Annotated in this window: 21 protein-coding genes and 2 tRNA genes; 7 read left to right on the top strand and 16 right to left on the bottom strand. The window is 66.7% G+C overall.

The annotated features are described in order from the left end of the window. Window positions 1-36: 36 nt before the first annotated feature. The 5 genes from mscL to aroA all read right to left on the bottom strand — a co-directional run bounded on the left by mscL (window position 37) and on the right by aroA (window position 4,922). The gene (gene mscL, locus ACW175_RS25020) at window positions 37-453 is read right to left on the bottom strand and encodes a large-conductance mechanosensitive channel protein MscL (protein ID WP_492102589.1); all 417 of its coding nucleotides are present in this window, start codon (window positions 451-453) and stop codon (window positions 37-39) included. An 82-nt stretch (window positions 454-535) separates the two neighbouring features. Then, window positions 536-826, bottom strand: coding sequence for an integration host factor subunit beta (locus tag ACW175_RS25015; RefSeq protein ID WP_010921415.1), 291 nt, complete (start codon window positions 824-826; stop codon window positions 536-538). Window positions 827-1,085: 259 nt separating this feature from the next. Beyond that, window positions 1,086-2,795, bottom strand: a complete 1,710-nt coding sequence (rpsA, locus tag ACW175_RS25010; protein ID WP_492102588.1) for a 30S ribosomal protein S1 — start codon at window positions 2,793-2,795, stop codon at window positions 1,086-1,088. A 159-nt stretch (window positions 2,796-2,954) separates the two neighbouring features. Then, complete coding sequence (gene cmk, locus ACW175_RS25005; RefSeq protein WP_492102587.1) at window positions 2,955-3,587, bottom strand: (d)CMP kinase; 633 nt, start codon at window positions 3,585-3,587, stop codon at window positions 2,955-2,957. 3 nt (window positions 3,588-3,590) lie between these two features. Further along, the gene (gene aroA / locus ACW175_RS25000) at window positions 3,591-4,922 is read right to left on the bottom strand and encodes a 3-phosphoshikimate 1-carboxyvinyltransferase (RefSeq protein WP_492102586.1); all 1,332 of its coding nucleotides are present in this window, start codon (window positions 4,920-4,922) and stop codon (window positions 3,591-3,593) included. Between the two features lie 117 nt (window positions 4,923-5,039). Here aroA and ACW175_RS24995 point away from each other — a divergent pair, with 117 nt between their 5' ends. The 4 genes from ACW175_RS24995 to ACW175_RS24980 all read left to right on the top strand — a co-directional run bounded on the left by ACW175_RS24995 (window position 5,040) and on the right by ACW175_RS24980 (window position 6,791). Continuing rightward, window positions 5,040-5,504, top strand: coding sequence for a TIGR02300 family protein (locus tag ACW175_RS24995; protein ID WP_099575294.1), 465 nt, complete (start codon window positions 5,040-5,042; stop codon window positions 5,502-5,504). A 231-nt stretch (window positions 5,505-5,735) separates the two neighbouring features. Beyond that, window positions 5,736-5,811, top strand: a tRNA-Ala gene (locus tag ACW175_RS24990). 198 nt (window positions 5,812-6,009) lie between these two features. Then, complete coding sequence (locus ACW175_RS24985) at window positions 6,010-6,438, top strand: Hsp20 family protein (RefSeq protein ID WP_492102585.1); 429 nt, start codon at window positions 6,010-6,012, stop codon at window positions 6,436-6,438. A gap of 83 nt (window positions 6,439-6,521) precedes the next feature. Next, window positions 6,522-6,791 carry a DUF1150 family protein gene (locus tag ACW175_RS24980; RefSeq protein ID WP_354068258.1) on the top strand — a complete coding sequence of 90 codons (270 nt, stop codon included), beginning with the start codon at window positions 6,522-6,524 and terminating at the stop codon, window positions 6,789-6,791. 121 nt (window positions 6,792-6,912) lie between these two features. Here the strand turns inward: ACW175_RS24980 and ptsN are convergent, their stop codons facing one another. The 9 genes from ptsN to ACW175_RS24935 all read right to left on the bottom strand — a co-directional run bounded on the left by ptsN (window position 6,913) and on the right by ACW175_RS24935 (window position 13,434). Continuing rightward, a complete protein-coding gene (ptsN, locus tag ACW175_RS24975) occupies window positions 6,913-7,377 on the bottom strand; it encodes a PTS IIA-like nitrogen regulatory protein PtsN (protein ID WP_099575292.1) in 465 nt (154 codons plus the stop codon). 86 nt (window positions 7,378-7,463) lie between these two features. After that, window positions 7,464-8,096, bottom strand: a complete 633-nt coding sequence (gene hpf, locus ACW175_RS24970) for a ribosome hibernation-promoting factor, HPF/YfiA family (protein ID WP_492102584.1) — start codon at window positions 8,094-8,096, stop codon at window positions 7,464-7,466. 74 nt (window positions 8,097-8,170) lie between these two features. Then, a complete protein-coding gene (locus ACW175_RS24965) occupies window positions 8,171-8,782 on the bottom strand; it encodes an exopolysaccharide biosynthesis protein (RefSeq protein ID WP_492102583.1) in 612 nt (203 codons plus the stop codon). A gap of 37 nt (window positions 8,783-8,819) precedes the next feature. Then, a complete protein-coding gene (gene rpoN / locus ACW175_RS24960; RefSeq protein WP_492102582.1) occupies window positions 8,820-10,319 on the bottom strand; it encodes an RNA polymerase factor sigma-54 in 1,500 nt (499 codons plus the stop codon). 219 nt (window positions 10,320-10,538) lie between these two features. Then, complete coding sequence (gene lptB, locus ACW175_RS24955; protein ID WP_492102581.1) at window positions 10,539-11,297, bottom strand: LPS export ABC transporter ATP-binding protein; 759 nt, start codon at window positions 11,295-11,297, stop codon at window positions 10,539-10,541. 12 nt (window positions 11,298-11,309) lie between these two features. Next, entirely contained in the window at window positions 11,310-11,882 is a 573-nt protein-coding gene (locus tag ACW175_RS24950; RefSeq protein ID WP_492102580.1) for an LptA/OstA family protein, read from the bottom strand. A 62-nt stretch (window positions 11,883-11,944) separates the two neighbouring features. Then, window positions 11,945-12,565, bottom strand: a complete 621-nt coding sequence (gene lptC / locus ACW175_RS24945; protein ID WP_492102579.1) for an LPS export ABC transporter periplasmic protein LptC — start codon at window positions 12,563-12,565, stop codon at window positions 11,945-11,947. An 8-nt stretch (window positions 12,566-12,573) separates the two neighbouring features. Further along, window positions 12,574-13,191: a ribonuclease D gene (locus ACW175_RS24940; RefSeq protein ID WP_492102578.1), complete on the bottom strand. Its 618-nt coding sequence runs from the start codon at window positions 13,189-13,191 to the stop codon at window positions 12,574-12,576. 156 nt (window positions 13,192-13,347) lie between these two features. Continuing rightward, window positions 13,348-13,434, bottom strand: a tRNA-Leu gene (locus ACW175_RS24935). A gap of 167 nt (window positions 13,435-13,601) precedes the next feature. Here ACW175_RS24935 and ACW175_RS24930 point away from each other — a divergent pair. Further along, window positions 13,602-14,567, top strand: coding sequence for a complex I NDUFA9 subunit family protein (locus tag ACW175_RS24930; RefSeq protein ID WP_492105045.1), 966 nt, complete (start codon window positions 13,602-13,604; stop codon window positions 14,565-14,567). Window positions 14,568-14,644: 77 nt separating this feature from the next. Here the strand turns inward: ACW175_RS24930 and ACW175_RS24925 are convergent, their stop codons facing one another. Beyond that, window positions 14,645-15,448, bottom strand: coding sequence for an undecaprenyl-diphosphate phosphatase (locus tag ACW175_RS24925; protein WP_492102577.1), 804 nt, complete (start codon window positions 15,446-15,448; stop codon window positions 14,645-14,647). A 229-nt stretch (window positions 15,449-15,677) separates the two neighbouring features. On the opposite strand from ACW175_RS24925, the gene ACW175_RS24920 reads away from it, so the two are divergent. Both ACW175_RS24920 and gltB read left to right on the top strand, forming a co-directional pair. Then, the gene (locus tag ACW175_RS24920) at window positions 15,678-17,126 is read left to right on the top strand and encodes an NAD(P)-dependent oxidoreductase (RefSeq protein ID WP_492102576.1); all 1,449 of its coding nucleotides are present in this window, start codon (window positions 15,678-15,680) and stop codon (window positions 17,124-17,126) included. Window positions 17,127-17,144: 18 nt separating this feature from the next. Next, on the top strand, window positions 17,145-21,668 hold the full coding sequence (gene gltB, locus ACW175_RS24915; protein WP_492102575.1) for a glutamate synthase large subunit: 4,524 nt from the start codon (window positions 17,145-17,147) through the stop codon (window positions 21,666-21,668). Here the strand turns inward: gltB and ACW175_RS24910 are convergent. Then, a complete protein-coding gene (locus ACW175_RS24910) occupies window positions 21,665-22,099 on the bottom strand; it encodes a PaaI family thioesterase (RefSeq protein WP_492102574.1) in 435 nt (144 codons plus the stop codon). The genes gltB and ACW175_RS24910 overlap by 4 nt on opposite strands. Between the last annotated feature and the right edge of the window lie 88 nt (window positions 22,100-22,187).

Genomic DNA, 22,187 nt, shown 5'->3' with positions numbered 1-22,187 from the left:
CGGCCGGCCGTTCGTCTTCGGTCCAGGATGCCTTGCTTAGGTCTTGGCCAGCAGGTCGCGGATTTCGGTCAGCAGCTTCTCTTCCGGGGTAGGGGCCGCCGGCGTCTCCGGCGCGGGCTGTTCGGCGTCCTGGCGGCGAATGCCGTTGACCACCTTGACCAGCAGGAACACCACGAACGCGACGATGAAGAACTGGATCAAGGTGTTGATGAAGGCGCCGTACATGATCGAGACCTTCTCGACCGCCTCGGTGGCCGGATCCTCGGGGCGCAGCACCCATTCCAGCTTCGAGAAGTCGAGGCCGCCGGTCAGCAGGCCGATCGGCGGCATGATCACCTGGTCGACCAGGCTCTTGACGATGCCGTTGAACGCCGCGCCGATGATCACACCGACGGCCAGGTCGATGACGTTGCCCCGCGCGATGAACTCGCGGAATTCCTTGACCACGCTCATGACAGATCCTTCGCCACCTCAAATAAGGCGGCAAGGCTGAAGGCGTTCGCCGTCCAGGGTCAACCCCGGGTCACGATTGTTGTTATTCGTCGCCGTCCGCGTTCAGGCGGGCGCGCAGCTCCTTGCCGCTCTTGAAGAACGGCACGTGCTTGGCGCGGACGTCCACCGCCTCGCCGGTGCGCGGGTTGCGGCCGGTGCGGGCGGGACGCGAGCGGACCGACAGGGCCCCGAAGCCCCGCAGTTCGACACGGCCGCCATCCTCCAGCGCGCCGATCATGCGTTCCAGGATCACGCCGACGACGCGTTCGACATCCTTCTGCGTCAGGTGCGGATTTTCATTCGCGAGCCTGGCGATGAGTTCAGACTTGATCATCGATATCCCCGGAACGCCCTTGGGAGGAGCAAGGCGCGAGCGGACCTTTGCCCAACGATGGCTGAGTCTTCAAGGGGTTGCGTGAGATTCTCGAACGGGGTTCGGTTAATGCCCGGAGTGCGGCAGCCGAAAGCGCCCACGGTTTCGGCGCCGGCCACCCTCGCGAAAAAGTCCTCGCGGCCCCTTCTGCGCGCGCAAAAGAAAACGGCGGCGGGATCGCTCCCGCCGCCGTCAGCCTCAACTCACGAGGAGCCGAAGACTATTCCTTGGAAGCGCGCTCACGCAGAGCGGCGCCCAGGATGTCGCCCAGCGAAGCGCCGGAGTCCGACGAGCCGAACTGCTCGATCGCTTCCTTCTCTTCGGCCATTTCCAGCGACTTGATCGACAGCGACACGCGGCGAGCCGCCTTGTCGATGTTGGTGATCTGAGCGTCGACGCGGTCACCCACGGCGAAGCGCTCGGGGCGCTGTTCCTGACGATCGCGCGACAGGTCCGACTTGCGGATGAAGGCCGACATCGGCGCGTCGTCTTCACCGAAGCGCACTTCGATGCCGCCCGTTGTGACTTCCGTCACGGTCACGGTCACGGTCTGGTTCTTGCGGTAGGTGTCGCCCGACATCGGGTCGCCAGCCAGTTGCTTGATGCCCAGCGAGATGCGTTCCTTCTCGACGTCGACGTCGAGAACCTTCGCCTTGACCACGTCGCCCTTCTTGTAGCGAGCCATGGCTTCTTCGCCCGGAACGCTCCAGTCGATGTCCGACAGGTGCACCATGCCGTCGATGTCGTTGTCGAGGCCGACGAACAGACCGAATTCGGTCGCGTTCTTGACTTCGCCTTCGACCGACGAGCCGACCGGGTGAGCTTCCAGGAAAGCTTCCCACGGGTTGGCCAGGGCCTGCTTCAGGCCCAGCGAGACGCGACGCTTGGACGGATCGACGTCCAGCACGACCACGTCGACTTCTTGCGAGGTCGAGACGATCTTGCCGGGGTGGACGTTCTTCTTGGTCCAGGACATTTCCGAAACGTGCACCAGGCCTTCAACGCCGGCTTCCAGCTCAACAAACGCGCCGTAGTCGGTGATGTTGGTGATGCGGCCCGTGAACTTGGCGCCGACCGGGTACTTGGCTTCCACGCCGTCCCACGGATCCGACTGCAGCTGCTTCATGCCGAGGCTGATGCGCTGGGTGTCCGGGTTGATCTTGACGATCTGGACCTTCACGGTGTCGCCCACGGCGAGCACCTGGCTCGGGTGGTTGACGCGCTTCCAGCTCATGTCGGTGACGTGCAGCAGGCCATCGATGCCGCCCAGGTCGACGAACGCGCCATAGTCGGTGATGTTCTTGACGACGCCTTCGCGGATTTCACCCTCTTGCAGCTGCGACACCAGTTCGGTGCGCTGCTCGGCGCGGGCTTCTTCCAGAATGGCGCGACGCGAGACGACGATGTTGCCGCGCGGACGGTCCATCTTGAGGATGGCGAAGGGCTGTTCCTTGCCCATCAGCGGGCCGACATCGCGGACCGGACGGATGTCGACTTGCGAGCCCGGCAGGAAGGCCGAAGCGCCGCCCAGGTCGACGGTGAAGCCACCCTTCACGCGGCCGACGATGGCGCCCATGACGGGTTCGTTGCGGGCGTAGACGCCTTCCAGACGGGTCCAAGCTTCTTCGCGCTTGGCCTTTTCGCGGCTGATGACCGCTTCGCCGAGGGCGTTTTCCAGGCGTTCCAGGAAGACTTCGACGTTGTCACCGACCTTGATGATCGCCTTGCCATTCTCGTCGACGCCGAATTCCTTCAGCTGGACGCGACCTTCGGTCTTCAGACCGACGTCGATGATCGCGAAGTCCTTTTCGATCCCGACGACCTTGCCTTTGACGACGGTGCCTTCCGCGAAGTCGCGGCCGCCCATCGAGTCGTTCAGCAGCGCTTCGAAATCGTCGCGCGTCGGGTTGAAGCTCATATCGTCAGCCATGCTGATCTTTAGTCTCGTAGGTTGGGGGAAGCCCTGTGATGAGCGCCGCTGGAGAAAGCGGTTCTCGGGATTCCGGATGAAGTGGGTTGTCTGCGGATCCCGCGATGTTCTCTCTATCGCGGCGAGGTCGGCGGTGGATTTGCCTTGTAGAGCGGGGCTCTAGCGGGCGCGCGCGTCCTCGACGATACGGCGGGCCGCATCGAAGGCCTGCTCTATAGTCATTTCCGACGTATCGAGCAAGACGGCGTCCACGGCTTGCGTCATCGGCGCGTCCTTGCGGCCGCCGTCGCGCGCATCGCGCTTGCGGATATCGGCCAGAACCTCGTCGAAGGTGACGCTTTCGCCCTGGCCGACCAGCTGTTTCCAGCGGCGGTCGGCGCGGACTTCCGGGCTGGCGGTGACATAGAGCTTGGCGGGCGCCTCGGGCGCGATAACCGTGCCGATGTCGCGGCCGTCGATCACCGCGCCGGCATCCTGGGTGGCGAAGGCGCGCTGCAGGTCGAACAGGGCCGAGCGCACGCCGGGATGGACCGCGCAGCGGCTGGCGGCCTCGCCGGCGGCGCGGGTGCGCACCTCCGGCTTCTCGAGTTCGGAGAGCTCCAGGCCGCGAGCCCAGGCCTCGGCCGAGACCGGATCGTCCAGGTCGCCGCCGGCGGCCTGGATCCGCACGCCGACGGCGCGGTACAGCAGGCCGGTGTCGAGCATCGGCAGGCCATACGCCGCGGCCAGACGCGCGGCGATCGTGCCCTTGCCCGAGGCGGCCGGCCCGTCGACGGCGATCACCAAGCCCACCGCTTACGCTTCCGTCAGCGTCGCGCCGAGGCCACGCATCAGGTCGGCGAAGCCCGGGAAGCTGGTGGCGATCATGCCCGGCTCGTCGACCGCGACGCCTTCCTGGGCGGCCATGCCAAGGATCAGGTGGCTCATGGCGATCCGGTGGTCGCCGTGGGTGACCACGGTGGCGCCGCCCTTGGGCGGTTGGCCGGTCCCCGTGACGATGAAGCCTTCCGGCTCCTCGACCACCTGGACGCCGCAAGCCTTCAGGCCGTTGGCGGTCAGGGCGATGCGGTCGCTTTCCTTGACGCGCATCTCGCCGACGCCGCGCATCACGGTCTCGCCTTCGGCGAAGGCGGCGGCGATGGCCAGGATCGGATATTCGTCGATCATCGACGGCGCGCGCTCGGGCGGGACGACCACGCCCTTGAGCTTGGAATAGCGGGCGGTGATGTCACCGACCGCCTCGCCGCTGGCGATCCGGCGGTTCGAAATCACCAGGTCGGCGCCCATCTCTCGCAGGGTCGTGAAGAGGCCGGTGCGCAATTCGTTGAGCATCACGCCCTCGACCGTGACTTCCGAGCCCGGAACCAGCAGGCCGGCCACCAGCGGGAAGGCCGCCGACGAGGGGTCGCCCGGAACCGCGACGTGCGCGCCGGTCAGCTTCTGGCCTTCCGGCAGGCGGATGTGGCGGAGGGTCTTCTCGCCGACGACCCGGTCCTCGACGATCACCTCGGCCCCGAAGGCGCGCAGCATGCGCTCGGTGTGGTCGCGGGTGGCTTCCGGTTCGACCACCTCGACGCCGCCCTCGGCGTGCAGGCCGGCGAGCAGCACGGCCGACTTCACCTGGGCCGACGCCATCGGCAGGGTGTAGTTCAGGCCGCGCAGATTGCCGCCCTTGAGCGTCAGCGGCAGGCGGCCCCGGTCGCGGCCCATCCAGGTCGCGCCCATGCGGGCCAGCGGGTCCAGAACCCGGCTCATCGGGCGGCTACGCAGCGAGCTGTCGCCCGTGAAGGTGGCGCAGAGGGCGAAACCCGCCGCCGCGCCCATGATCAACCGCACGCCGGTGCCGGCGTTGCCGCAGTCGATGACGTCGGCCGGCTCCTCGAAGCCGCCCTTGCCCTCGATGCGCCAGCGGCCGACGCCCTCCTGCTCGACGCGCGCGCCGAAGGCGCCCATGGCGCGGGCGGTGGCGAGAACGTCGTCGCCTTCCAGCAGTCCCTCGACCGTCGTGGTGCCGGACGCCAGCGCGCCCAGGATCATCGATCGGTGCGAAATGGACTTGTCACCCGGGGCCCGCACGATCCCTCGCAGAGCGCCTGCGGGCGCGCTCTTCAATCCAGCCGACGACATGCCGAAACCGGCTCCTTGGTGCTTGGTGGTTTTCGCGAAGGGGATTGCTTTTGACAGCGGGCTCTCGCCATGGCAAGTGACCGGCCGCTTTTCCCATCCGGATCAAAGGGTCGCCACTTGGCCAATCCCGAATTGGGCGCAAAACAAATTTGCCCCAACTGCCAATCCAAATTCTATGATCTCGGCCGTCGTCCGGCCGTGTGTCCCAAGTGCGGCGAGTCGTTCGACCCGGAAGAGGCGCTGAAGTCGCGCCGCGTCCGCGCTCGCTCGATCACCCCGGACTATGACGCCGAGGACGAGAAGCCCGCCCCCGCTCCGAAGGACGAGGACGGCTTCGAGGACGAGGTCGATGAAACGCCCGAAATCGACAAGGTCGAGCCGGACGTCATCGAGACCGACGACGAAGACGTCGAGCCCGGCGCCACCCCCGCGGGCGGTGACGACCTGGGCGTCGACTTCGCCGAGGACGAGGATCTCGCCGAGGACGAAGCCGACGACGTTCCGTTCCTGGAGGACGAGGACGACGACGACAATCTCGACGACGAGATCGAAGGCCTTCCCGGCGAAGGCGCCGACGACTAACCCATCGGGTTAGTCTCTCTGCCTGGATAGGCGGTTCGCGACCTGCGAAACCGCCTATCCACAGGGGTTTTCAGGGGTGCGACATTTTTCTCGAAAAAAGTTCGAGAAGAGGCTTGATCCCAAAAAAATCCCGGACTAGTTTCCGCGCCTCTTCGGAGGGCGACGCAAGTCGAGACGCCGAAGAGACCAAGGATTTCCGAGAGTTACCGCTAGGTTCTCGAAGAAAAAATTGGGGCTATAGCTCAGCTGGTAGAGCGCTTGAATGGCATTCAAGAGGTCAGCGGTTCGACTCCGCTTAGCTCCACCATCAAGGCCCGGACGGAAACGTCCGGGCCTTGTCCATTTCTGGGCCAGAGTTTCTTGGCCAGAGTTCAGCCGGCCCCTCCCGCCCCGACCTCTTGAAGTGATCGCCCGCGGCCTCCACATCTAAAGCCGTGTCGTGGGGATCGGCGCCGATCCTCGGGTTTATCTCCGCGAACGAAGTCGCTTGAGCGAGGACTTCGCGATGAATCGAATGATCATGTTCGACAGCCCCTTTCTGCTGGGCTTCGAGCACACCCGGGACCTGATCGAGCGCGCCGCCAAGGCCGCCTCGGAAAGCTACCCACCCTACAATGTCGAGCAGGCCGACGATGGAGGCGTGCGCATCACACTGGCCGTGGCGGGCTTCTCGCCCGACCAGCTGCAGGTGACGGTCGAGGGCGGCCAGATGGTCGTCGCGGGCAAACGCGACAGCGCCGACGGCCGTGGCGAGGCCGAGCGGGCCTTCCTGCACCGCGGGATCGCGGCGCGAGGCTTCGTGCGCACCTTCGTCCTCGCGGAGGGCATGGAGGTGACCGCCGCGACCCTGGAGCACGGTCTGCTGCACATCGACCTCGCGCGCCCGGAACCCGAGCGCCTGATCAAGAAAATTCCTATTCGCAGCGTGGGCTGAAAGCCGCGCGGAACCCGTCCCTCCAGCATTGGCTCTGAACCGGCTGGAGAAAGGCGCGTTCCCTCATCAAGGAGGTGGTCACCATGACGCCTAACACCCACCACAACCCGCTCTTCACGAGCGAAGCGTTCGCGGCCCTTGGCGCCCCTGACCTCGTCTATGTCCGGCCGATCAAGGCGGCCGAAATCCTCGCCGACGTCCCAGAAGGCGTCGAGGACTTCAACCTGGCGCCCGATCAGACCCTGTACGCGGTGTGCCGCGCCGATGGCGCGCGCCTGGCCGTGATGATCGATCGCGACACGGCGATCGCCGCCGCCCTCGCCCACGAGCTGGCGCCGGTCTCGGTCCACTAAGTTCCTCAACCTATTTCCAGAAAGGCGGCTCCGGCGGAGCCCGTGTCATTTCTGGAAAAGGGGGCTCCGGCGGAGCCCCTGTCATTTCTGGAAAGGGGGGCTCCGGCGGAGCCCCCGGGAATCAGGCCGCTGTGCTGGTCGCTTCGTGCGTCAGCAGCACGTGGATGGCGTCGGCCGAGCGAGCCTGGCGCAACGCCGCGCGCGTTTCGGGCTGACGCATCATCCGCGCTACCCGAGCCAGGGCCCGCAGATGCTGGGCGTTGGCGTCGCGGGGGGCGAACAGGGCCACCAGGAGGTCGACAGGCTTGTCGTCCAGGGCGTCGAAGGCCACAGGGGTGTCCAGACGCACAACGACCGCGCGAACGCGGTCCAGGCCGTCCACGCGCGCATGCGGAATGGCCACGCCCTCGCCGACGCCGGTCGAGCCGGCGGCTTCGCGGTCCATCAGGCCTTCAAGCGTTTTGTGAGCGTCGACACCCAGCACGCGAGCGGCGACGTCGGCGACCAGGGAAAGAGCCTGGCGCTTGCCGGGCGCGCCGGCGCGCAACGCCACCGCCCCAGGGTCGAGAAGATCGCCAATGGTCATGGACGTCACAAGCTCGCTAGATACCGACCGCCTTGGCGCCGTCGCCGCGGGTTCGCCGCGACGGCGCCAGACCGTGAAGGATCTGGTTAGCTCGCGGTTGACCCGTGCCCGTTCGGCGACTTCGTGCGTTCGGGGTCGATCCAGCCGATATTCCCGTCTGGACGCCGATAGACCACGGACAACCCGCCGTGGGCGGCGTTCCTAAACACGATTGCCGGGTATGCGGTCAAGTCCAGTTCCATGACAGCCATGGAAACGGTCATTGTCTTCACCGCGGCCTGGGTTTCCGCGATGACCATCGCCGCGGGCGCGCCCGTCGGGTGGTCAACCTCCACATCCCAGTCGTGCTCTTCGCCCTCGTCGACCTCGGGGGCCCGAAGGACGTACATGGAGGCGTTCTCGACCTGCTTGGCCGTGGCCGCCGGCGAGTGACTCTTCAGCCGCCGCTTATACCGCCTGATGCGGGTGTCGATCTTGGATAGCGCGGCGTCGAACGCCGCGTGTGCGTCGCCCCCCGATCCATGACTGATGAGCTGCTGGCCAGACGCCAGTTTTACCGAGCAATCGACACGGAAAGCATAGCCTTCCTTGCTGACCACAACTTCGGCGTTACCGCCTCGGTCGAAGTATTTACCAATGCTCAGAGCGATTTCGTCGGAGACTCGCACTCGCAGAGCCTCACCAACGTCGACATGCTTGCCGGAGACTTGGACTTGCATACCGACTACAACGCGCCTGTCTCGAACAGGTGTCAAGCGGCGCCAGCGGCCTTAAGGAAAGACCCTCAAGGGGCCTAAAGAAGGCCTGAAAAAACCCCCACAAGCTTGCGCACGGCCATCACGACAACGTGCGCGCTGACGAACAGAAGCGCCCCGCTACCGAGAGCCATGGCGTAGCCCAGCAGGGCCAGAAATCCGTCGCGCTGAAGCAGGGCCAGGGCCAGGACGGCGACGGTCGCGCCCGGCGCCAGGTTGCCCAGAGGGATGGGCAGAACCAGCACCAGGGCCAGCAAGGTGCAGACCACGCCGATCGCCCGCTCGCCCAAAGGTGCGAAGATCGGTCGCAGGCGCGGACGGGTGATCAGCTCCATGCTGCGTACGATCGGCGCCAGACGGCGGAAGAGCCCACGCAGGTCGTCGCGCTTCAGCGGCTTGTCCATAAGCCCCCGCGGCAGCCATGGCGTGTCGGCGCCCATGGCGATCTGCGGCGCCAGGAACAGGATTGGCAGCGACAGCAGGGTCGAGGATCCCGGCGGCAGCGGCAGGGTGTTGAGCAGGCCGAAGACCAGCAGCATGGCCCCGAAGGCGCGGCTGTCGAACGCCTCCAGCATCTCGCCCACGGTCAGGACGGGCCGGACGTCCTCACCGAAGCCCTCGATGACGTCCGCGAGCGACTTCTCGTGCATTCCAACCCTTCCAGCCGACAACAAACGCGGAAGGGGGCTAGACCGCTTCCTTCATCTGACGGCGACGCTCCACCGAGGACGGTATCCGCATGGCCTCGCGATACTTGGCCACGGTCCGGCGGGCGATGTCGACCCCGGCGGCCTTGAGAATCTCGACGATGGCGTCGTCGGAGTGGACGTCGGCCTCGGTCTTCTCGGCGTCGACCAGGCCCTTGATCTTGTGGCGGACGCTGGCGGCCGAGTGGGCCTCGCCGCCTTCCGACGACTGGATCGCCGAGGTGAAGAAGAACTTCAGCTCGAACACGCCGCGCGGGGTGGCGATATACTTGTTCGAGGTGACGCGGCTGACCGTGCTCTCGTGCATGCCGATGGCGTCGGCGACGGTCTTCAGGTTCAACGGGCGCAGGTGCTCGACGCCATAGGCCAGGAAGCCGTCCTGCTGGCGGACGATCTCGCTGGAGACCTTCAGGATCGTCTTGGCGCGCTGGTCCAGGCTCTTCACCAGCCAGTTGGCCGTGGCCATGCAGTCCGAGACGAAGGTCTTCTCCTGATCCGTGCGCGCGCCCTTGGCCACGCGGGCGTGGTAGCGCTGGTCGACCAGCACGCGCGGCAGGGTGTCGGTGTTCAGCTCGACGTGCCACATGCCGCCCAGGCCCTCGCGGACCATGACGTCGGGCACCAGGGTCTCGGCCGGTTCGCTGTGAAAGGCCGCGCCGGGACGCGGGTTCAGCGCACGGATCTCGGAGACCATCTCGCGCAGGTCTTCCTCGTCCACGCCGCAGAGACGGCGCAAGCCGACCAGGTCGCGCTTGGCCAGCAGCTCAAGATTGTCGAGCATGGCGGCCATGGCGGGGTCGTAGCGGTTCTGGTCCTTCAGCTGCAACGCCAGGCATTCGCGGACGTCGCGGGCGAAGACGCCGACGGGCTCGAAGCCCTGCAGGGTCGTCAGCGTCGCCTCGACCATCTCCAGCGCGCAGCCCAGGCGCTCGGCCAGCTCGATGACGTCAAGGCGCAGGTAGCCGCCCTCGTCCACGGCGTCGATAAGGATCTCGGCGATGGCGTTGCGGGCCGGCGACAGCGCGGCCTGGACCAGCTGCGCGCGCAGATGGGCGGCCAGGGTCGGGATGTCGGTCAGGGCGCGTTCGTAATTGTCGTCGCCCTCGAAAGAGCCGCCGCCGCCGGCGCGCGACCAGTCGATCTGGCCGCCCGCATGTTCGGCGCCCGCCTCGGCGCCATCGCCCGTGGCGCGTTCGCCCGGCGAGACATCCTCGTGAGGGGTGTCCATTTCGCGGCCGGCCGTCGTGTCGGCCACGGCGTCGACATGGGTCAGGCTGGCGTCGCGGACGGCCTCGACCTCGCCTACCGGCTCGTGATCGCCCTCATCGCGTTGCAGGAGCGGGTTGCGCTCCAGCTCCGCCTCGACGAAGGCGTCGAGCTCGATGTTCGACAGCTGCAGCAGCTTGATGGCCTGCTGCAGTTGGGGGGTGATGACGAGGCCCTGACCCTGGCGGATCTCGAGGCGGTGGCTGAGCGCCAATGCGCCCTCCTGACAAATCGAAAACTTCGATCGCCATTGAAGGGCCTGTTTGGTTAACGGGTCGCCAACGCCTGCAATTCTTGGGCCGGTGCGACGTTCCGTCTCGGAAAATATCGTGCCAGAGGCATTAACTCTTACGGGCCAAGGACTTGATGCGGGCGGGGAGGCGTAACGCGGACGCCTTTCACCGGCCCCCGCGCACCTTGATCGCCCCGTTTTTTAATCGCCGAGCCGGGGCTCGCTGAAGCTGTCGCCCAGATAGACGCGCTTCACTTCCGGGTTCTCGACGATCTCGCGCGGCGAGCCTTCGAACAGAACCTCGCCGGCGTGGATGATCGAGGCGCGGTCGATGATGTCCAGCGTCTCGCGCACATTGTGGTCGGTGATCAGGATGCCGATGCCGCGACCCTTGAGGTAGCCGATCACCTCGCGGATGTCGGCGATGGCCAGCGGGTCGATGCCGGCGAACGGCTCGTCCAGCAGCATGAACGACGGCTCGGAGGCCAGGGCGCGGGCGATTTCCACGCGGCGGCGCTCCCCGCCGGACAGGGCCACGGCCGGCGACTTGCGGATATGGGTGATGCGCAGCTCTTCCAGGATGCTGGTGACCTGCTCGCGGGCCTTGCGCGGGTCCTTCTGACGCATCTCGACCACGGCCATAACGTTCTGCTCGACCGTCATGCCCCGAAAGATCGAGGCTTCCTGAGGCAGGTAGCCGACGCCGAGGCGCGCGCGCTGGAACATCGGCTGGGCGGTGATGTTCTCGCCGTCCAGATAGATCGCGCCGTAGTCGGCGGCGATCAGACCCGTGACCATGTAGAAGCAGGTCGTCTTGCCGGCGCCGTTCGGTCCCAGCAGGCCGGCGACTTCGCCGCGCTTGAGGCGCAGGGAGACGTTCTTGACGACCGGACGGTCGCCGAAGGACTTGCCCACGGAGTCGACGAACAGGCCGTCCATGTCGTTGGCGGTCAGGGTCATGAAACGCGGATCCTAGCGCTGCGCGGCGGGCTGAGCGGGCGCGGCCGGCGCGTCGTTCTTCTTGTCGTCCTGGTAGAACACCGCGCGGACCCGGCGCTGCGAGGCCTTGTTCGAGGGGGTCGATTCCAGCTTGGCGTCGTTGGTCTTGGTGTTGACCGTCAGCTTGTCGCCGCGCGCCACGTCCTTGCCCTTCACCAGCACCACGTCGCCGGTGACGATCGCGATGTTGTTGTCGAAGGTGTAAACGGCGCGGTCGCCGCGAGCGGTCTGCGTGTCGCTGACCATGTAGACGCTGCCCTCGGCCTCCATGCGCTGGGCCGCGCCGCAGGCATTGGCCCCATCGGCGGTCGTCCCGGCCTTGCGGGCGCTGTAGATGGTCACCTTCTGGGCGCGCAGGCGCGAGCGGTTCTGCAGGATCTCCACGTTGCCCGTGAAGATCGTGATGCACTTGCTGTTGATCGTTTCCTGATTGTCGGCGGAAACATCGACCGGCGCGCTCGAATCCTGGGCGTAGGCCGCACCGCCGGCTCCAAGCCCACCAAGGATCAACGCGGTCGTCACCGCCGCCGCCGTCCGTCGCTTCATCAGAACCATGTCCTCATCCGTCGCGGTCCGCCCTTTGAGCGAACCTGCGCCATTGATCTTCTTTACTGCCGTTCGAACCGGGCGCGAACCCCACCCCGGAAGATGACGCGATCGCCCTTGTCATATACGGAGTAGGCGTTGGATTGCACCTGCCCACTAGGGCCTTCGCCGTTCATTATCGTCTCGCCGGTGACGTCGCCGCTCTTGGTGTCGACGAACGACTCCTCCGACGCGAAGCGGTAACCGGTGCCGTCGTCCAGACGGACGTCGTCCTTCAGGTTCAGGCCGAAATTGTCCTGGCGATAGACGCCATGCTTGGCCGTCATCCGCGTCGGCGTCGGCGAACCCAGGTCCAGGGTCAGGGCCGGCTCGTCCAGGATGATGCGGCGCGGATCGTTGTCGTCGCGGATCGCCGAGCGCGCGGTGATCATGAAGCTGCGGCCATCGGTCGACTGACCATAGAACCGCGGCGTGATCAGGCGGATCTCGGTCTTGGCCTCCGTCGGCGGATGGGTGGCCGACATGTATGTGCGCCAGCCGACCTGCGAGGCGACGATCAGCAGCAGACCCGCGATCGCGGCCGGCAGGAGGATGCGCGCGGCCAGAACGCGGCGCGAGCGCCGACGCCAGCGCGCGAGGTCGGCGCTCATCGTTCGTCCGGTCATGACCGCGGTCGGGTGCATCGCGTCCGTCAGCTGTGGGCGAAGATGTCAATCTCCTCCCAGCCGGCCAGGTCGAGCGAGGCGCGGTGGGGAAGATAGTCGAAGGCGTGTCGCGCCAGGGCCATGCGGCCTTCGCGCTCGAGCATGGCGTTCAGCTTCAGGCGCAGCGCGTGCAGGTGCAGCACATCCGAGGCGGCGTAGGCCACCTGGTCGGCGCTCAGCGACGGCGCGCCCCAGTCCGAAGACTGCTGCACCTTCGACAGCTCGACGCCCAGCAGCTCGCGCGTCACGTCCTTCAGGCCGTGGCGATCGGTGTAGGTGCGGGCCAGCTTCGAGGCGATCTTGGTGCAGTAGACGGGCGCGGTCACCACACCCAGATGGAGTTCGAACATGGCGATATCAAAGCGGCCGAAGTGAAAAAGCTTCAGCACGGCCGGATCGGTCAGCAGGGCCTTCAGATTCGGGCAGTCGTAGGTCGAGCGATTCAGGCGCACCACGTGCGCGTCGCCGTCGCCCGACGACAGCTGGACCACGCACAGCGGGTCGCGACCCAGGCGCAGGCCCATGGTCTCCGAATCAATGGCGATGACGCTGTCGCCGGCGAAGACGCCATCGGGCAGGTCGCCCTCGTGAACGAAATTAGCCAAGTCTCAAACTCCGGCGATCACATCGCGCCCGCGCGAGCGCGTTCAACCACGCGTCCGAGTGGAACGCGCGACACTTATACTCACGATGAACGAATTAGCATCCCGGAGGATTTTTTGGCGCCACCCCCGCTTCCCGAAAGAAGCTCAGTTAAGGGGTGGTGCCCAGGAGAGGACTCGAACCTCCACGACCTTTCGGTCACTGGCACCTGAAGCCAGCGCGTCTACCAATTCCGCCACCTGGGCCCGCTGCGCAACCGGGTAGGTCGCTGCGAGGCCGGGACGTTTAGGGAAAGCTTCTGACGCCGTCAACAGACAAAAATCGATAAGTCGCGATTTCATTGCGAAGCCGCGCTCAGTCGTCTAATTCCCCCGTATCGCGGTAGAGTCATCGCATGCGACGAGGAATGAAGATGCAAGGTCTGGTCACGGTGTTCGGCGGCTCCGGTTTCGTGGGCGGCCAGGTCGTGCGGGCGCTCGCCAAGGCGGGCCATCGCGTTCGGGTGGCCGTGCGCCAGCCCAACCTCGCCTACAAGATGCGGATGCTGGGCGACGTCGGCCAGATCGAGGTGGTCCAGGCCAATGTCCGCAACCCGGCTTCGATCGCCCGCGCGCTGGACGGCGCCGAGGCCTGCGTGAACCTGGTCGGCGTGCTCTGGGAGAGCGGCCGCCAGAAGTTCCAGTCGATCCACGCCATGGCGGCAAAGCATGTCGCCGAGGCGGCCGCCAAGGCCGGCGTCCAGCGCCTCGTCCACATGAGCGCGATCGGCGCCGACGCCGATTCGGAGTCGAAGTACTTCCGCAGCAAGGCCGAAGGCGAAGCCGCGGTTCGCGCCGCTTTCCCCGCGGCGACCATCATCCGTCCGTCGCTGGTGTTCGGCGTCGACGACAAGTTCTTCAACCGGTTCGCCCAGATCGCCGCTCTGTCGCCTGTCATGCCGCTGGTCGGCGGCGAGACTCGCGTGCAGCCGGTGTTCGTCGGCGACGTCGCCGCGGTGATCGCCAAGGCCGTCGCCAGCCCGGCCGCGGCCGGCGTGACCTATGAACTGGGCGGCCCGACCGTCTACACCATGCGCCAGATCCTGGAGCTGATCCTGCTCGAGACCGGCCGCGCCCGTCCCCTGCTGCCGCTGCCGTGGCCAGTGGCCTCGCTGATCGGTTCGCTGGGCGACTTCCAGGCCGGGATCCTGCCGCTGGCCCCGCCGCTGACCACCGACCAGGTCGAGATGCTGAAGACCGACAACGTCGCCCAGCACGGCCTGCCGGGCCTGGCCGAGGCCGGCGTGGTCGGCACGAGCGTCGAGGCCGTGGTCCCGACCTACCTCTACCGCTACCGCAAGGGCGGCCAGTACGCCGAGACCCCGGCGGGCGCGTTCTAAGGTTTCACGCCCAATCCAACGACAAAGGGCGGACGCCGCGAGGCGCCCGCCCTTTTTCTTGGCGGCCAGGCCGCTGCTCAGGGACGCAAGTACAGCACCGCGAGGCCGCCGATGCCGACCACGATCCGCCACCAGGCGAACGGGGCGAAGCCGCGCTTGCCGATGAAGTCGAGCATGTACTTCACGACCACCAGACCCGACAGGAACGACACCACGAAGCCGATGCCGACGATGCCGATATGGCCGGCGTCCAGGGCGTCGCGGTTCTTGTAGACGTCCAGGGCGAAGGCCCCGACCATGATCGGGATGGCCATGAAGAAGCTGAACTCGGCCGCGGCCCGGCGCTCGATGCCGAACAGCATGGAGCCGACGATGGTCGAGCCCGAGCGCGAGACGCCCGGGATCAGCGACAGGCACTGGAACAGGCCGACGATCAGCACCTTGTGCAGCGGCAGGTTCATGGCGTCGTGATCGACGGCCGGCGGCGCCTTTCTGTCGATGAACAGGAGGATGATCCCGCCGATCAGCAGCGACCAGCAGATGATCAGCGGGCTTTCGAACAGGAATTTCTTGATCACGTCGTGCAGAGCCAAGCCCGCCACGAAGGCCGGAATCACCGCGACGATGACGCTGAGCGCGAAGCGGCGCGCCTCCGGCTTGGTGGGCAGGCCGATCAGCACGCCCCACAGCTTCTGGAAGTAGAGGGCCACCACCGCCAGGATCGCGCCCAGCTGGATCAGGACGATGAAGGTGTCCCAAGACGGGTCCTTCAGTCCCATGGCCCCCTTGGCCAGCAACAGATGCCCTGTCGAGGAGACGGGAATGAACTCCGTCAGCCCCTCGACCAGACCCAGAATGATCGCGCTCAGCCAGTCAGGCATAATTCGGCTCCAAAACCCCGTACTGGCCTGCGCCCGACACGGTAAATAGGTCGTAAATCCACAAAGTGGACTATTTTAGCTTCACCCTGCGAGTCGATCTCAAAGGCCACACCCTCAACGCGGATATATAAGTCTATTTATTTGACCATGACATTCTTCTTGCCCGAAAGAGTCCGTAATAGGCCTCAGAGAGCAATTTTTCTCCCACGCGGGAGACGAGGGAAGTCGCATGGCCGAACGCATGCTGAAATTCACGACGGTAGCCCGCACGACGCCTGAAAAGCGCGCGGCCGCTGAGCGTTCGGGCGACTTCCACGAGATTTACGCCGACTTCATCGACGCGAAGGCCACCGAACAGGCCTCGCGTTGTTCGCAATGCGGCGTGCCGTTCTGTCAGACCCACTGCCCGCTGCACAACAACATCCCCGACTGGCTGCGGATGACGGCCGAGGGCCGCCTGGAAGAAGCCTACGCCCTATCGCAGGCGACCAATTCCATGCCGGAAGTGTGCGGCAGGATCTGCCCCCAGGACCGCCTGTGCGAAGGCAACTGCGTTATCGAGCAATCAGGTCACGGCACCGTGACGATCGGTTCGGTCGAGCGCTACCTGACCGACAAGGCCTGGGAAGAGGGCTGGGTGAAGCCGCTGGTCGCCGGTCCGGCGCGTGGCCAGTCCGTCGGCGTCATCGGCGCGGGCCCCGCGGGCTTGGCCGCCGCCGAGAAGCTGCGCGAGGCTGGCTACGACGTCACCGTCTATGACCGCCACGACCGCGCCGGCGGCCTGCTGATCTACGGCATCCCCGGCTTCAAGCTGGAAAAGGACGTCGTCGCGCGCCGCACCCAGCGCCTGGCCGAGGGCGGCGTCGATTTCAAGCTCGGCTTCGAGGTCGGCAAGGACGCCACGCTCGGCGATCTGCGCGAGAAGCACGACGCGGTGCTGGTCGCCGTCGGCGTCTATGCCGCGCGCGACCTGACCGTCCCGGGCGGCGGCAGCAAGGGCGTGGCGCCCGCGCTGGACTATCTGATCGCCTCCAACCGCGTGGGCCTGGGCGACAGCGTGCCGGCCTACGACTCCGGCGAGCTGAACGCGGAAGGCAAGGACGTGGTCGTGGTCGGCGGCGGCGACACCGCCATGGACTGCGTGCGCACCGCTATTCGCCAGGGCGCTAACTCGGTGACCTGCCTCTACCGCCGCGACAAGGCCAACATGCCCGGCTCGATGCGCGAGGTTTCGAACGCCGAGGAAGAGGGCGTCACCTTCGAATGGCTGGCCGCCCCGCGCGCCCTGTCAGGGGAAGCAGACGCCGTCTCCGGCGTCCGCGCCATCCGCATGCGCCTGGGCGCGCCCGACGCCTCGGGCCGCCAGAGCCCCGAGGAGATCCCCGGCGGCGACTTCGACCGTCCGGCCCAGCTGGTGCTGAAGGCCCTCGGCTTCGAGCCCGAGAACCTGCCGGAGGCCTGGTCGGCGCCGGACCTAAAGGTCACCCGCTGGGGCACGGTCAAGGCCGACGTCCGCAACCAGATGACCAATCTGGATGGCGTGTTCGCCGCCGGCGACATCGTGCGCGGCGCTTCGCTCGTCGTCTGGGCGATCAAGGACGGCCGCGACGCCGCCGACGCCATCCACCGTTACCTGTTGGCCAAGGTCGGCGCCCCCGCGCTGATCGCGGCGGAATAAGAGAGAGGATCTAGAACCATGAGCGAGATGGACCTCTATCTGAAGAACCGCCAGGCCCTGATCGACGGCCACGCCTACGACCCCTCGACCGAACGCGACGCGTGCGGCGTCGGCCTGGTCTGCGCCATCGACGGCCAGCCGCGCCGCGAAGTCGTCGAACTGGCGATCAAGGCGCTGAAGGCCCTCTGGCACCGGGGCGCCATCGACGCCGACGGCAAGACCGGCGACGGCGCCGGGGTGCTGGTCTCGGTCCCGCAGGACTTCTTCATCGACCAGGTGCGCCGCACGGGCCACGCCCTGCGCTCGGGTCCGATCGGCGTCGGGCAGATCTTCCTGCCGCGCACCGATCTCGGCGCCCAGGAGGCCTGCCGCACGATCGTCGAGGCCGAGGCCCTGCGTTTCGGCTTCTACATCTATGGCTGGCGCCAGGTGCCGGTCGACACCTCGGTGATCGGCGAGAAGGCCAACGCCACCCGTCCGGAAATCGAGCAGATCATGCTGGCCGGTCCGGCCGGCCTGGAAGGCGAGGCGCTGGAGCGCGCCCTGTTCCTGTGCCGCAAGCGCATCGAGAAACGCGTCCACGCCCAGAACATCAGCGACTTCTACATCTGCTCGCTGTCGGCCAAGTCGCTGATCTACAAAGGCATGTTCCTCGCCGAGCACATCGACGAGTTCTATCCCGACCTGAAGGACGAGCGCTTCGCCGCCGCCGTGGCGATCTTCCACCAGCGCTATTCGACCAACACCTTCCCGCAATGGCGCCTGGCCCAGCCCTTCCGGATGCTCGCCCACAACGGCGAGATCAATACGATCAAGGGCAACGTCAACTGGATGAAGTCCCACGAGATCAAGATGGCCGCCCAGGCCTTCGGCGAGTTCGGGGACGACGTGAAGCCGGTGATCCAGCCGGGCGGTTCGGACAGCGCCAACCTCGACAACACCTTCGAGGTGCTGGTCCGCGCCGGCCGTGACGCGCCGATGGCCAAGGCCCTTCTGGTGCCGGAAGCCGCCAATCCGAAGATGAAGGACGCCCACAAGGCGCTCTACTCCTACTGCAACGCCGTGATGGAGCCGTGGGACGGTCCGGCCGCCCTGTGCGCCACCGACGGCCGCTGGGTCGTGGCCGGCAAGGATCGCTCGGGCCTGCGTCCGCTGCGCGTGGCCTATACCGACGACGGCCTGGTGATCATGGGCTCGGAAGCGGGCATGTGCGGCGTCGAGGAAGCGCGCATCACCCGCAAGCTGGCCATCTCGCCGGGCCGGATGATCGCCATCGACCTGGCCGAGGGCCGGCTGTACGGCGAGAACGAGATCATCGACGAACTGGCCGAACGCCACCCCTACACGGAGTGGCTGGGCAACATGGTCGATCTCGAAAAGCAGATCGGCCCGGGCCCAGAGCCTCGCAAGTATGGCCGCGAAGAGCTGACCCGCCGCCAGGCCGCCGCCGGCTACAGCCTGGAAGACCTGGAAATGGTCCTGGCCCCCATGGTCGAGGAGGGCAAGGAAGCCGTCGGCTCGATGGGCGACGACACACCGTTGGCGGTGCTGTCGGAGAAGTACCGTCCGCTGTCGCACTATTTCCGCCAGAACTTCAGCCAGGTGACCAACCCGCCGATCGATCCCCTGCGGGAGACCGGCGTGATGAGCCTGAAGACCCGCTTCAAGAACCTGGGCAACATCCTGGCCCAGGACGCCGCGCAAGCCGATGTCTACGTGCTGGAAAGCCCCGTGCTGACCACCGGCATGTACGAGCGGATCCACGGTCTGCTCGGCGAAAAGAACGTCGCGGTCATCGACTGCACCATGCCCTTGCCCGCCCCCGAGGCCCGGGCCGGCGACGCCCTGCGCGCCAATCTCGACCGCATCCGCGCCGAGGCCGAGGACGCCGTACTGCGCGGCTGCGGCGCCATCGTCCTGACCGACGAGGCCAGCGCGGAGAACCGCGTCGCCCTGCCGATGATCCTGGCCACCGGCGGCGTCCACGCCCACCTGGTCGGCAAGGGTCTGCGCAGCTACGTCTCGATCATCGTCCGCTCGGCTGAGTGCCTGGACACTCACTATTTCGCGGTGCTGGTTGGGGTGGGGGCGACGGCGGTCAACGCCTATCTCGCCCAGGAAAGCTTCCAGGACCGCCTGGAGCGTGGCCTGCTGGGCGAAAAGTCGCTGCGCGACGTCTGCATCAACTTCAAGACGGCCATCGAGGCCGGCCTGCTGAAGATCATCTCCAAGATGGGCATCAGCATCATTTCCTCGTACCGCGGCGGCTACAACTTCGAAGCCGTCGGCCTGTCGCGCGCCCTGGCCGCCGAGTTCTTCCCCGGGATGCCCTCGCGCATCTCGGGCATCGGCTTCGCCGGCATCGAGAGCAAGGCGGTCGAGCTGCATCGAAAGGCCTGGGGCGCGACCGCCGTCACCCTGCCGGTCGGCGGCCTCTACAAGGCCCGCCGCTCGGGCGAGGCCCACGCCTTCGAAGCGCGCCTGATGCATACCCTGCAGACGGCCTGCGACACCGGCGACTACGAGCTCTATCGCCGCTGGTCGAACGGCCTGCGGACGCAGAAGCCGATCCAGCTACGCGACCTGCTGGACTGGCGCTCGGACCGCAACCCGATCTCGACCGACGACGTCGAGAGCGTCAACGAGATCCGCAAGCGCTTCGTCACGCCCGGCATGAGCCTGGGGGCGCTAGGCCCCGAGGCCCACGGCGCCCTGAACATCGCCATGAACCGCATCGGGGCCAAGTCGGTCTCGGGCGAGGGCGGTGAGGACAGCGCGCGCTACAAGCCGCTGCCCAACGGCGACAACCCCAACAGCGCCATCAAGCAGGTGGCCTCGGGCCGGTTTGGCGTGACCGCCGAATATCTGAACCAGTGCGTCGAGCTGGAGATCAAGGTCGCCCAGGGCGCCAAGCCCGGCGAGGGCGGCCAGCTGCCCGGCTTCAAGGTCACCGAGATGATCGCCCGCCTGCGTCACGCGACGCCGGGCGTGATGCTGATCAGCCCGCCGCCGCACCACGACATCTATTCGATCGAGGACCTGGCCCAGCTCATCTATGACCTGAAGCAGATCAACCCGGTCGCCCGGGTCACGGTAAAGCTCGTCGCGGCCACTGGCATCGGCGCCATCGCCGCTGGCGTCGCCAAGGCCAAGGCCGACGTGATCCTGGTCGCCGGCGGCGTCGGCGGCACGGGCGCCTCGCCCCAGACCTCGGTGAAATATGCCGGCGGTCCATGGGAGATGGGCCTGTCGGAAGCCAACCAGGTGCTGACGCTGAACAACCTGCGCCACTCCGTCGTCCTGCGTGCCGACGGCGGCATGCGCACCGGTCGCGACATCGTCATCGCCGCGATGATGGGCGCCGAGGAGTTCGGCATCGGCACCGCATCCTTGGTGGCGATGGGCTGCATCATGGTGCGCCAGTGCCACTCCAACACCTGCCCGGTCGGCGTCTGCACCCAGGACGAGGCCCTGCGCGCCAAGTTCACGGGCACGCCGGACAAGGTCATCAACCTGTTCACCTTCGTGGCCGAGGAGGTTCGCGAGATCCTGGCGGGTCTGGGGTTCAAGAGCCTGCAGGAAATCGTCGGCCGCACCGACCTGCTCGCGCAGGTCAGCCGCGGCGGCGAACATCTCGACGACCTCGACCTGAACCCCCTGCTGGTCCGCGCCGATCCGGGCGCGAACAAGCCCTACAACACGGTCGTTGGTCGCAACGCGGTGCCGGACACGCTGGACGCCCAGATCGTCCGCGACGCCGCGCCGCTGCTGGAACGCGGCGAGAAGATGCAGCTGACCTACACGGTCCGCAGCACCGCCCGCACGATCGGGACGCGCACGTCCAGCCACATCGTCCGCAAGTTCGGCATGAAGGGCTTGCCCGCCGGCCACTTGACCGTGCAACTCAAGGGCTCGGCCGGCCAGAGCCTCGGCGCCTTCGCGGTCCAGGGCCTGCGCATCGAGCTGACTGGCGAGGCCAACGACTATGTCGGCAAGGGCCTGTCGGGCGCGACCATCGTGATCAAGCCGGCGCGGGGACTGGCGGCGCCGGAGACCAACACCCTGATCGGCAACACCGTGCTGTTCGGCGCCACCTCCGGCCGGCTGTTCGCGGCGGGTCAGGCGGGCGAGCGCTTCGCGGTCCGCAACTCGGGCGCCACCACGGTGGTCGAGGGCTGCGGCGCTAACGGCTGCGAGTACATGACCGGCGGCCAGGTGGTGATCCTGGGCCCGACCGGCGGCAACTTCGGCGCGGGCATGACCGGCGGCATGGCCTTCGTGCTCGACCAGCACGACCGCTTCGAGGACCTGATCAATCCCGACAGCATCGTCGTGCAGCGCCTGGCCTCGCCCTACTGGGAAGGCGTGCTGCGCTCGCTGATCGCCGAGCACGCTCGCGAGACGGACTCGGTGTTCGCGGCCACCCTGCTGCGTGACTGGGACCGCGTGCGGGATCAGTTCTGGCAGGTCTGCCCGAAGGAAATGATCAGCCGCCTGCCCCAGCCGCTGGCGGCCGAGCAAGCGGTGCACGAGCGGGCTTAGGCCGCGGCTTTAGCCTCGAGCACCTTGAAGGTCGCACGGGCGCGCGCGACGGGAACCCCGTCCGCGCGCACCGTCGCCTCGGCGAAACAGATCGACCGGCCCAGCTTGACGAAGTCGGTGTCGAACTCGAGCCACTGACCGAGCTTGGCCGAGCCTAGATAGTCCACGGTCAACGACACGGTCACGAGACCGCCCATTGGCTGCCGCGCGGCCGCCAGGTTCAAACCCAGCGACAGCCCCATGGCGTTGTCGGCCAGCGCCGCCAGGAATCCGCCGTGCGGCATGTTCCGCGAATTGCAGTGCTCTGGCCGCACGCGGACGCCCAGCAACAGCCGGTCCGAAGCCTGGCGGGCATAGAGCGGCTCCCAGGGATCGGTCAGCGGACTCCTGCGGACATGAGGGCCGAAGCCCTTGGGAATCGTGTCATCCATGATCGCCTAACCAGATTTCAAACAGATGTTTTAATCTAACATCGATCACCCCCTTGCGCGAGAGACCGTCAGCGGTTCGTGATGGGAA

This window comes from Caulobacter sp. FV1ye6ST, assembly GCF_058681225.1.
Note: the sequence above shows the minus strand (reverse complement) of the source record. Positions and strands in the feature narration are given on the sequence as shown.

Excerpts from the sequence above, each read along its gene's own strand:
- mscL (WP_492102589.1), bottom strand. The coding sequence starts at position 453 with ATGAGCGTGGTCAAGGAATTCCGCGAGTTCATCGCGCGGGGCAACGTC.
- ACW175_RS25015 (WP_010921415.1), bottom strand. The coding sequence starts at position 826 with ATGATCAAGTCTGAACTCATCGCCAGGCTCGCGAATGAAAATCCGCAC.
- rpsA (WP_492102588.1), bottom strand. The coding sequence starts at position 2,795 with ATGGCTGACGATATGAGCTTCAACCCGACGCGCGACGATTTCGAAGCG.
- aroA (WP_492102586.1), bottom strand. The coding sequence starts at position 4,922 with ATGTCGTCGGCTGGATTGAAGAGCGCGCCCGCAGGCGCTCTGCGAGGG.
- ACW175_RS24985 (WP_492102585.1), top strand. The coding sequence starts at position 6,010 with ATGAATCGAATGATCATGTTCGACAGCCCCTTTCTGCTGGGCTTCGAG.
- ACW175_RS24980 (WP_354068258.1), top strand. The coding sequence starts at position 6,522 with ATGACGCCTAACACCCACCACAACCCGCTCTTCACGAGCGAAGCGTTC.
- ptsN (WP_099575292.1), bottom strand. The coding sequence starts at position 7,377 with ATGACCATTGGCGATCTTCTCGACCCTGGGGCGGTGGCGTTGCGCGCC.
- hpf (WP_492102584.1), bottom strand. The coding sequence starts at position 8,096 with ATGCAAGTCCAAGTCTCCGGCAAGCATGTCGACGTTGGTGAGGCTCTG.
- ACW175_RS24965 (WP_492102583.1), bottom strand. The coding sequence starts at position 8,782 with ATGCACGAGAAGTCGCTCGCGGACGTCATCGAGGGCTTCGGTGAGGAC.
- lptB (WP_492102581.1), bottom strand. The coding sequence starts at position 11,297 with ATGACCCTGACCGCCAACGACATGGACGGCCTGTTCGTCGACTCCGTG.
- ACW175_RS24950 (WP_492102580.1), bottom strand. The coding sequence starts at position 11,882 with ATGAAGCGACGGACGGCGGCGGCGGTGACGACCGCGTTGATCCTTGGT.
- lptC (WP_492102579.1), bottom strand. The coding sequence starts at position 12,565 with ATGCACCCGACCGCGGTCATGACCGGACGAACGATGAGCGCCGACCTC.
- ACW175_RS24930 (WP_492105045.1), top strand. The coding sequence starts at position 13,602 with ATGCAAGGTCTGGTCACGGTGTTCGGCGGCTCCGGTTTCGTGGGCGGC.
- ACW175_RS24925 (WP_492102577.1), bottom strand. The coding sequence starts at position 15,448 with ATGCCTGACTGGCTGAGCGCGATCATTCTGGGTCTGGTCGAGGGGCTG.
- ACW175_RS24920 (WP_492102576.1), top strand. The coding sequence starts at position 15,678 with ATGGCCGAACGCATGCTGAAATTCACGACGGTAGCCCGCACGACGCCT.
- gltB (WP_492102575.1), top strand. The coding sequence starts at position 17,145 with ATGAGCGAGATGGACCTCTATCTGAAGAACCGCCAGGCCCTGATCGAC.
- ACW175_RS24910 (WP_492102574.1), bottom strand. The coding sequence starts at position 22,099 with ATGGATGACACGATTCCCAAGGGCTTCGGCCCTCATGTCCGCAGGAGT.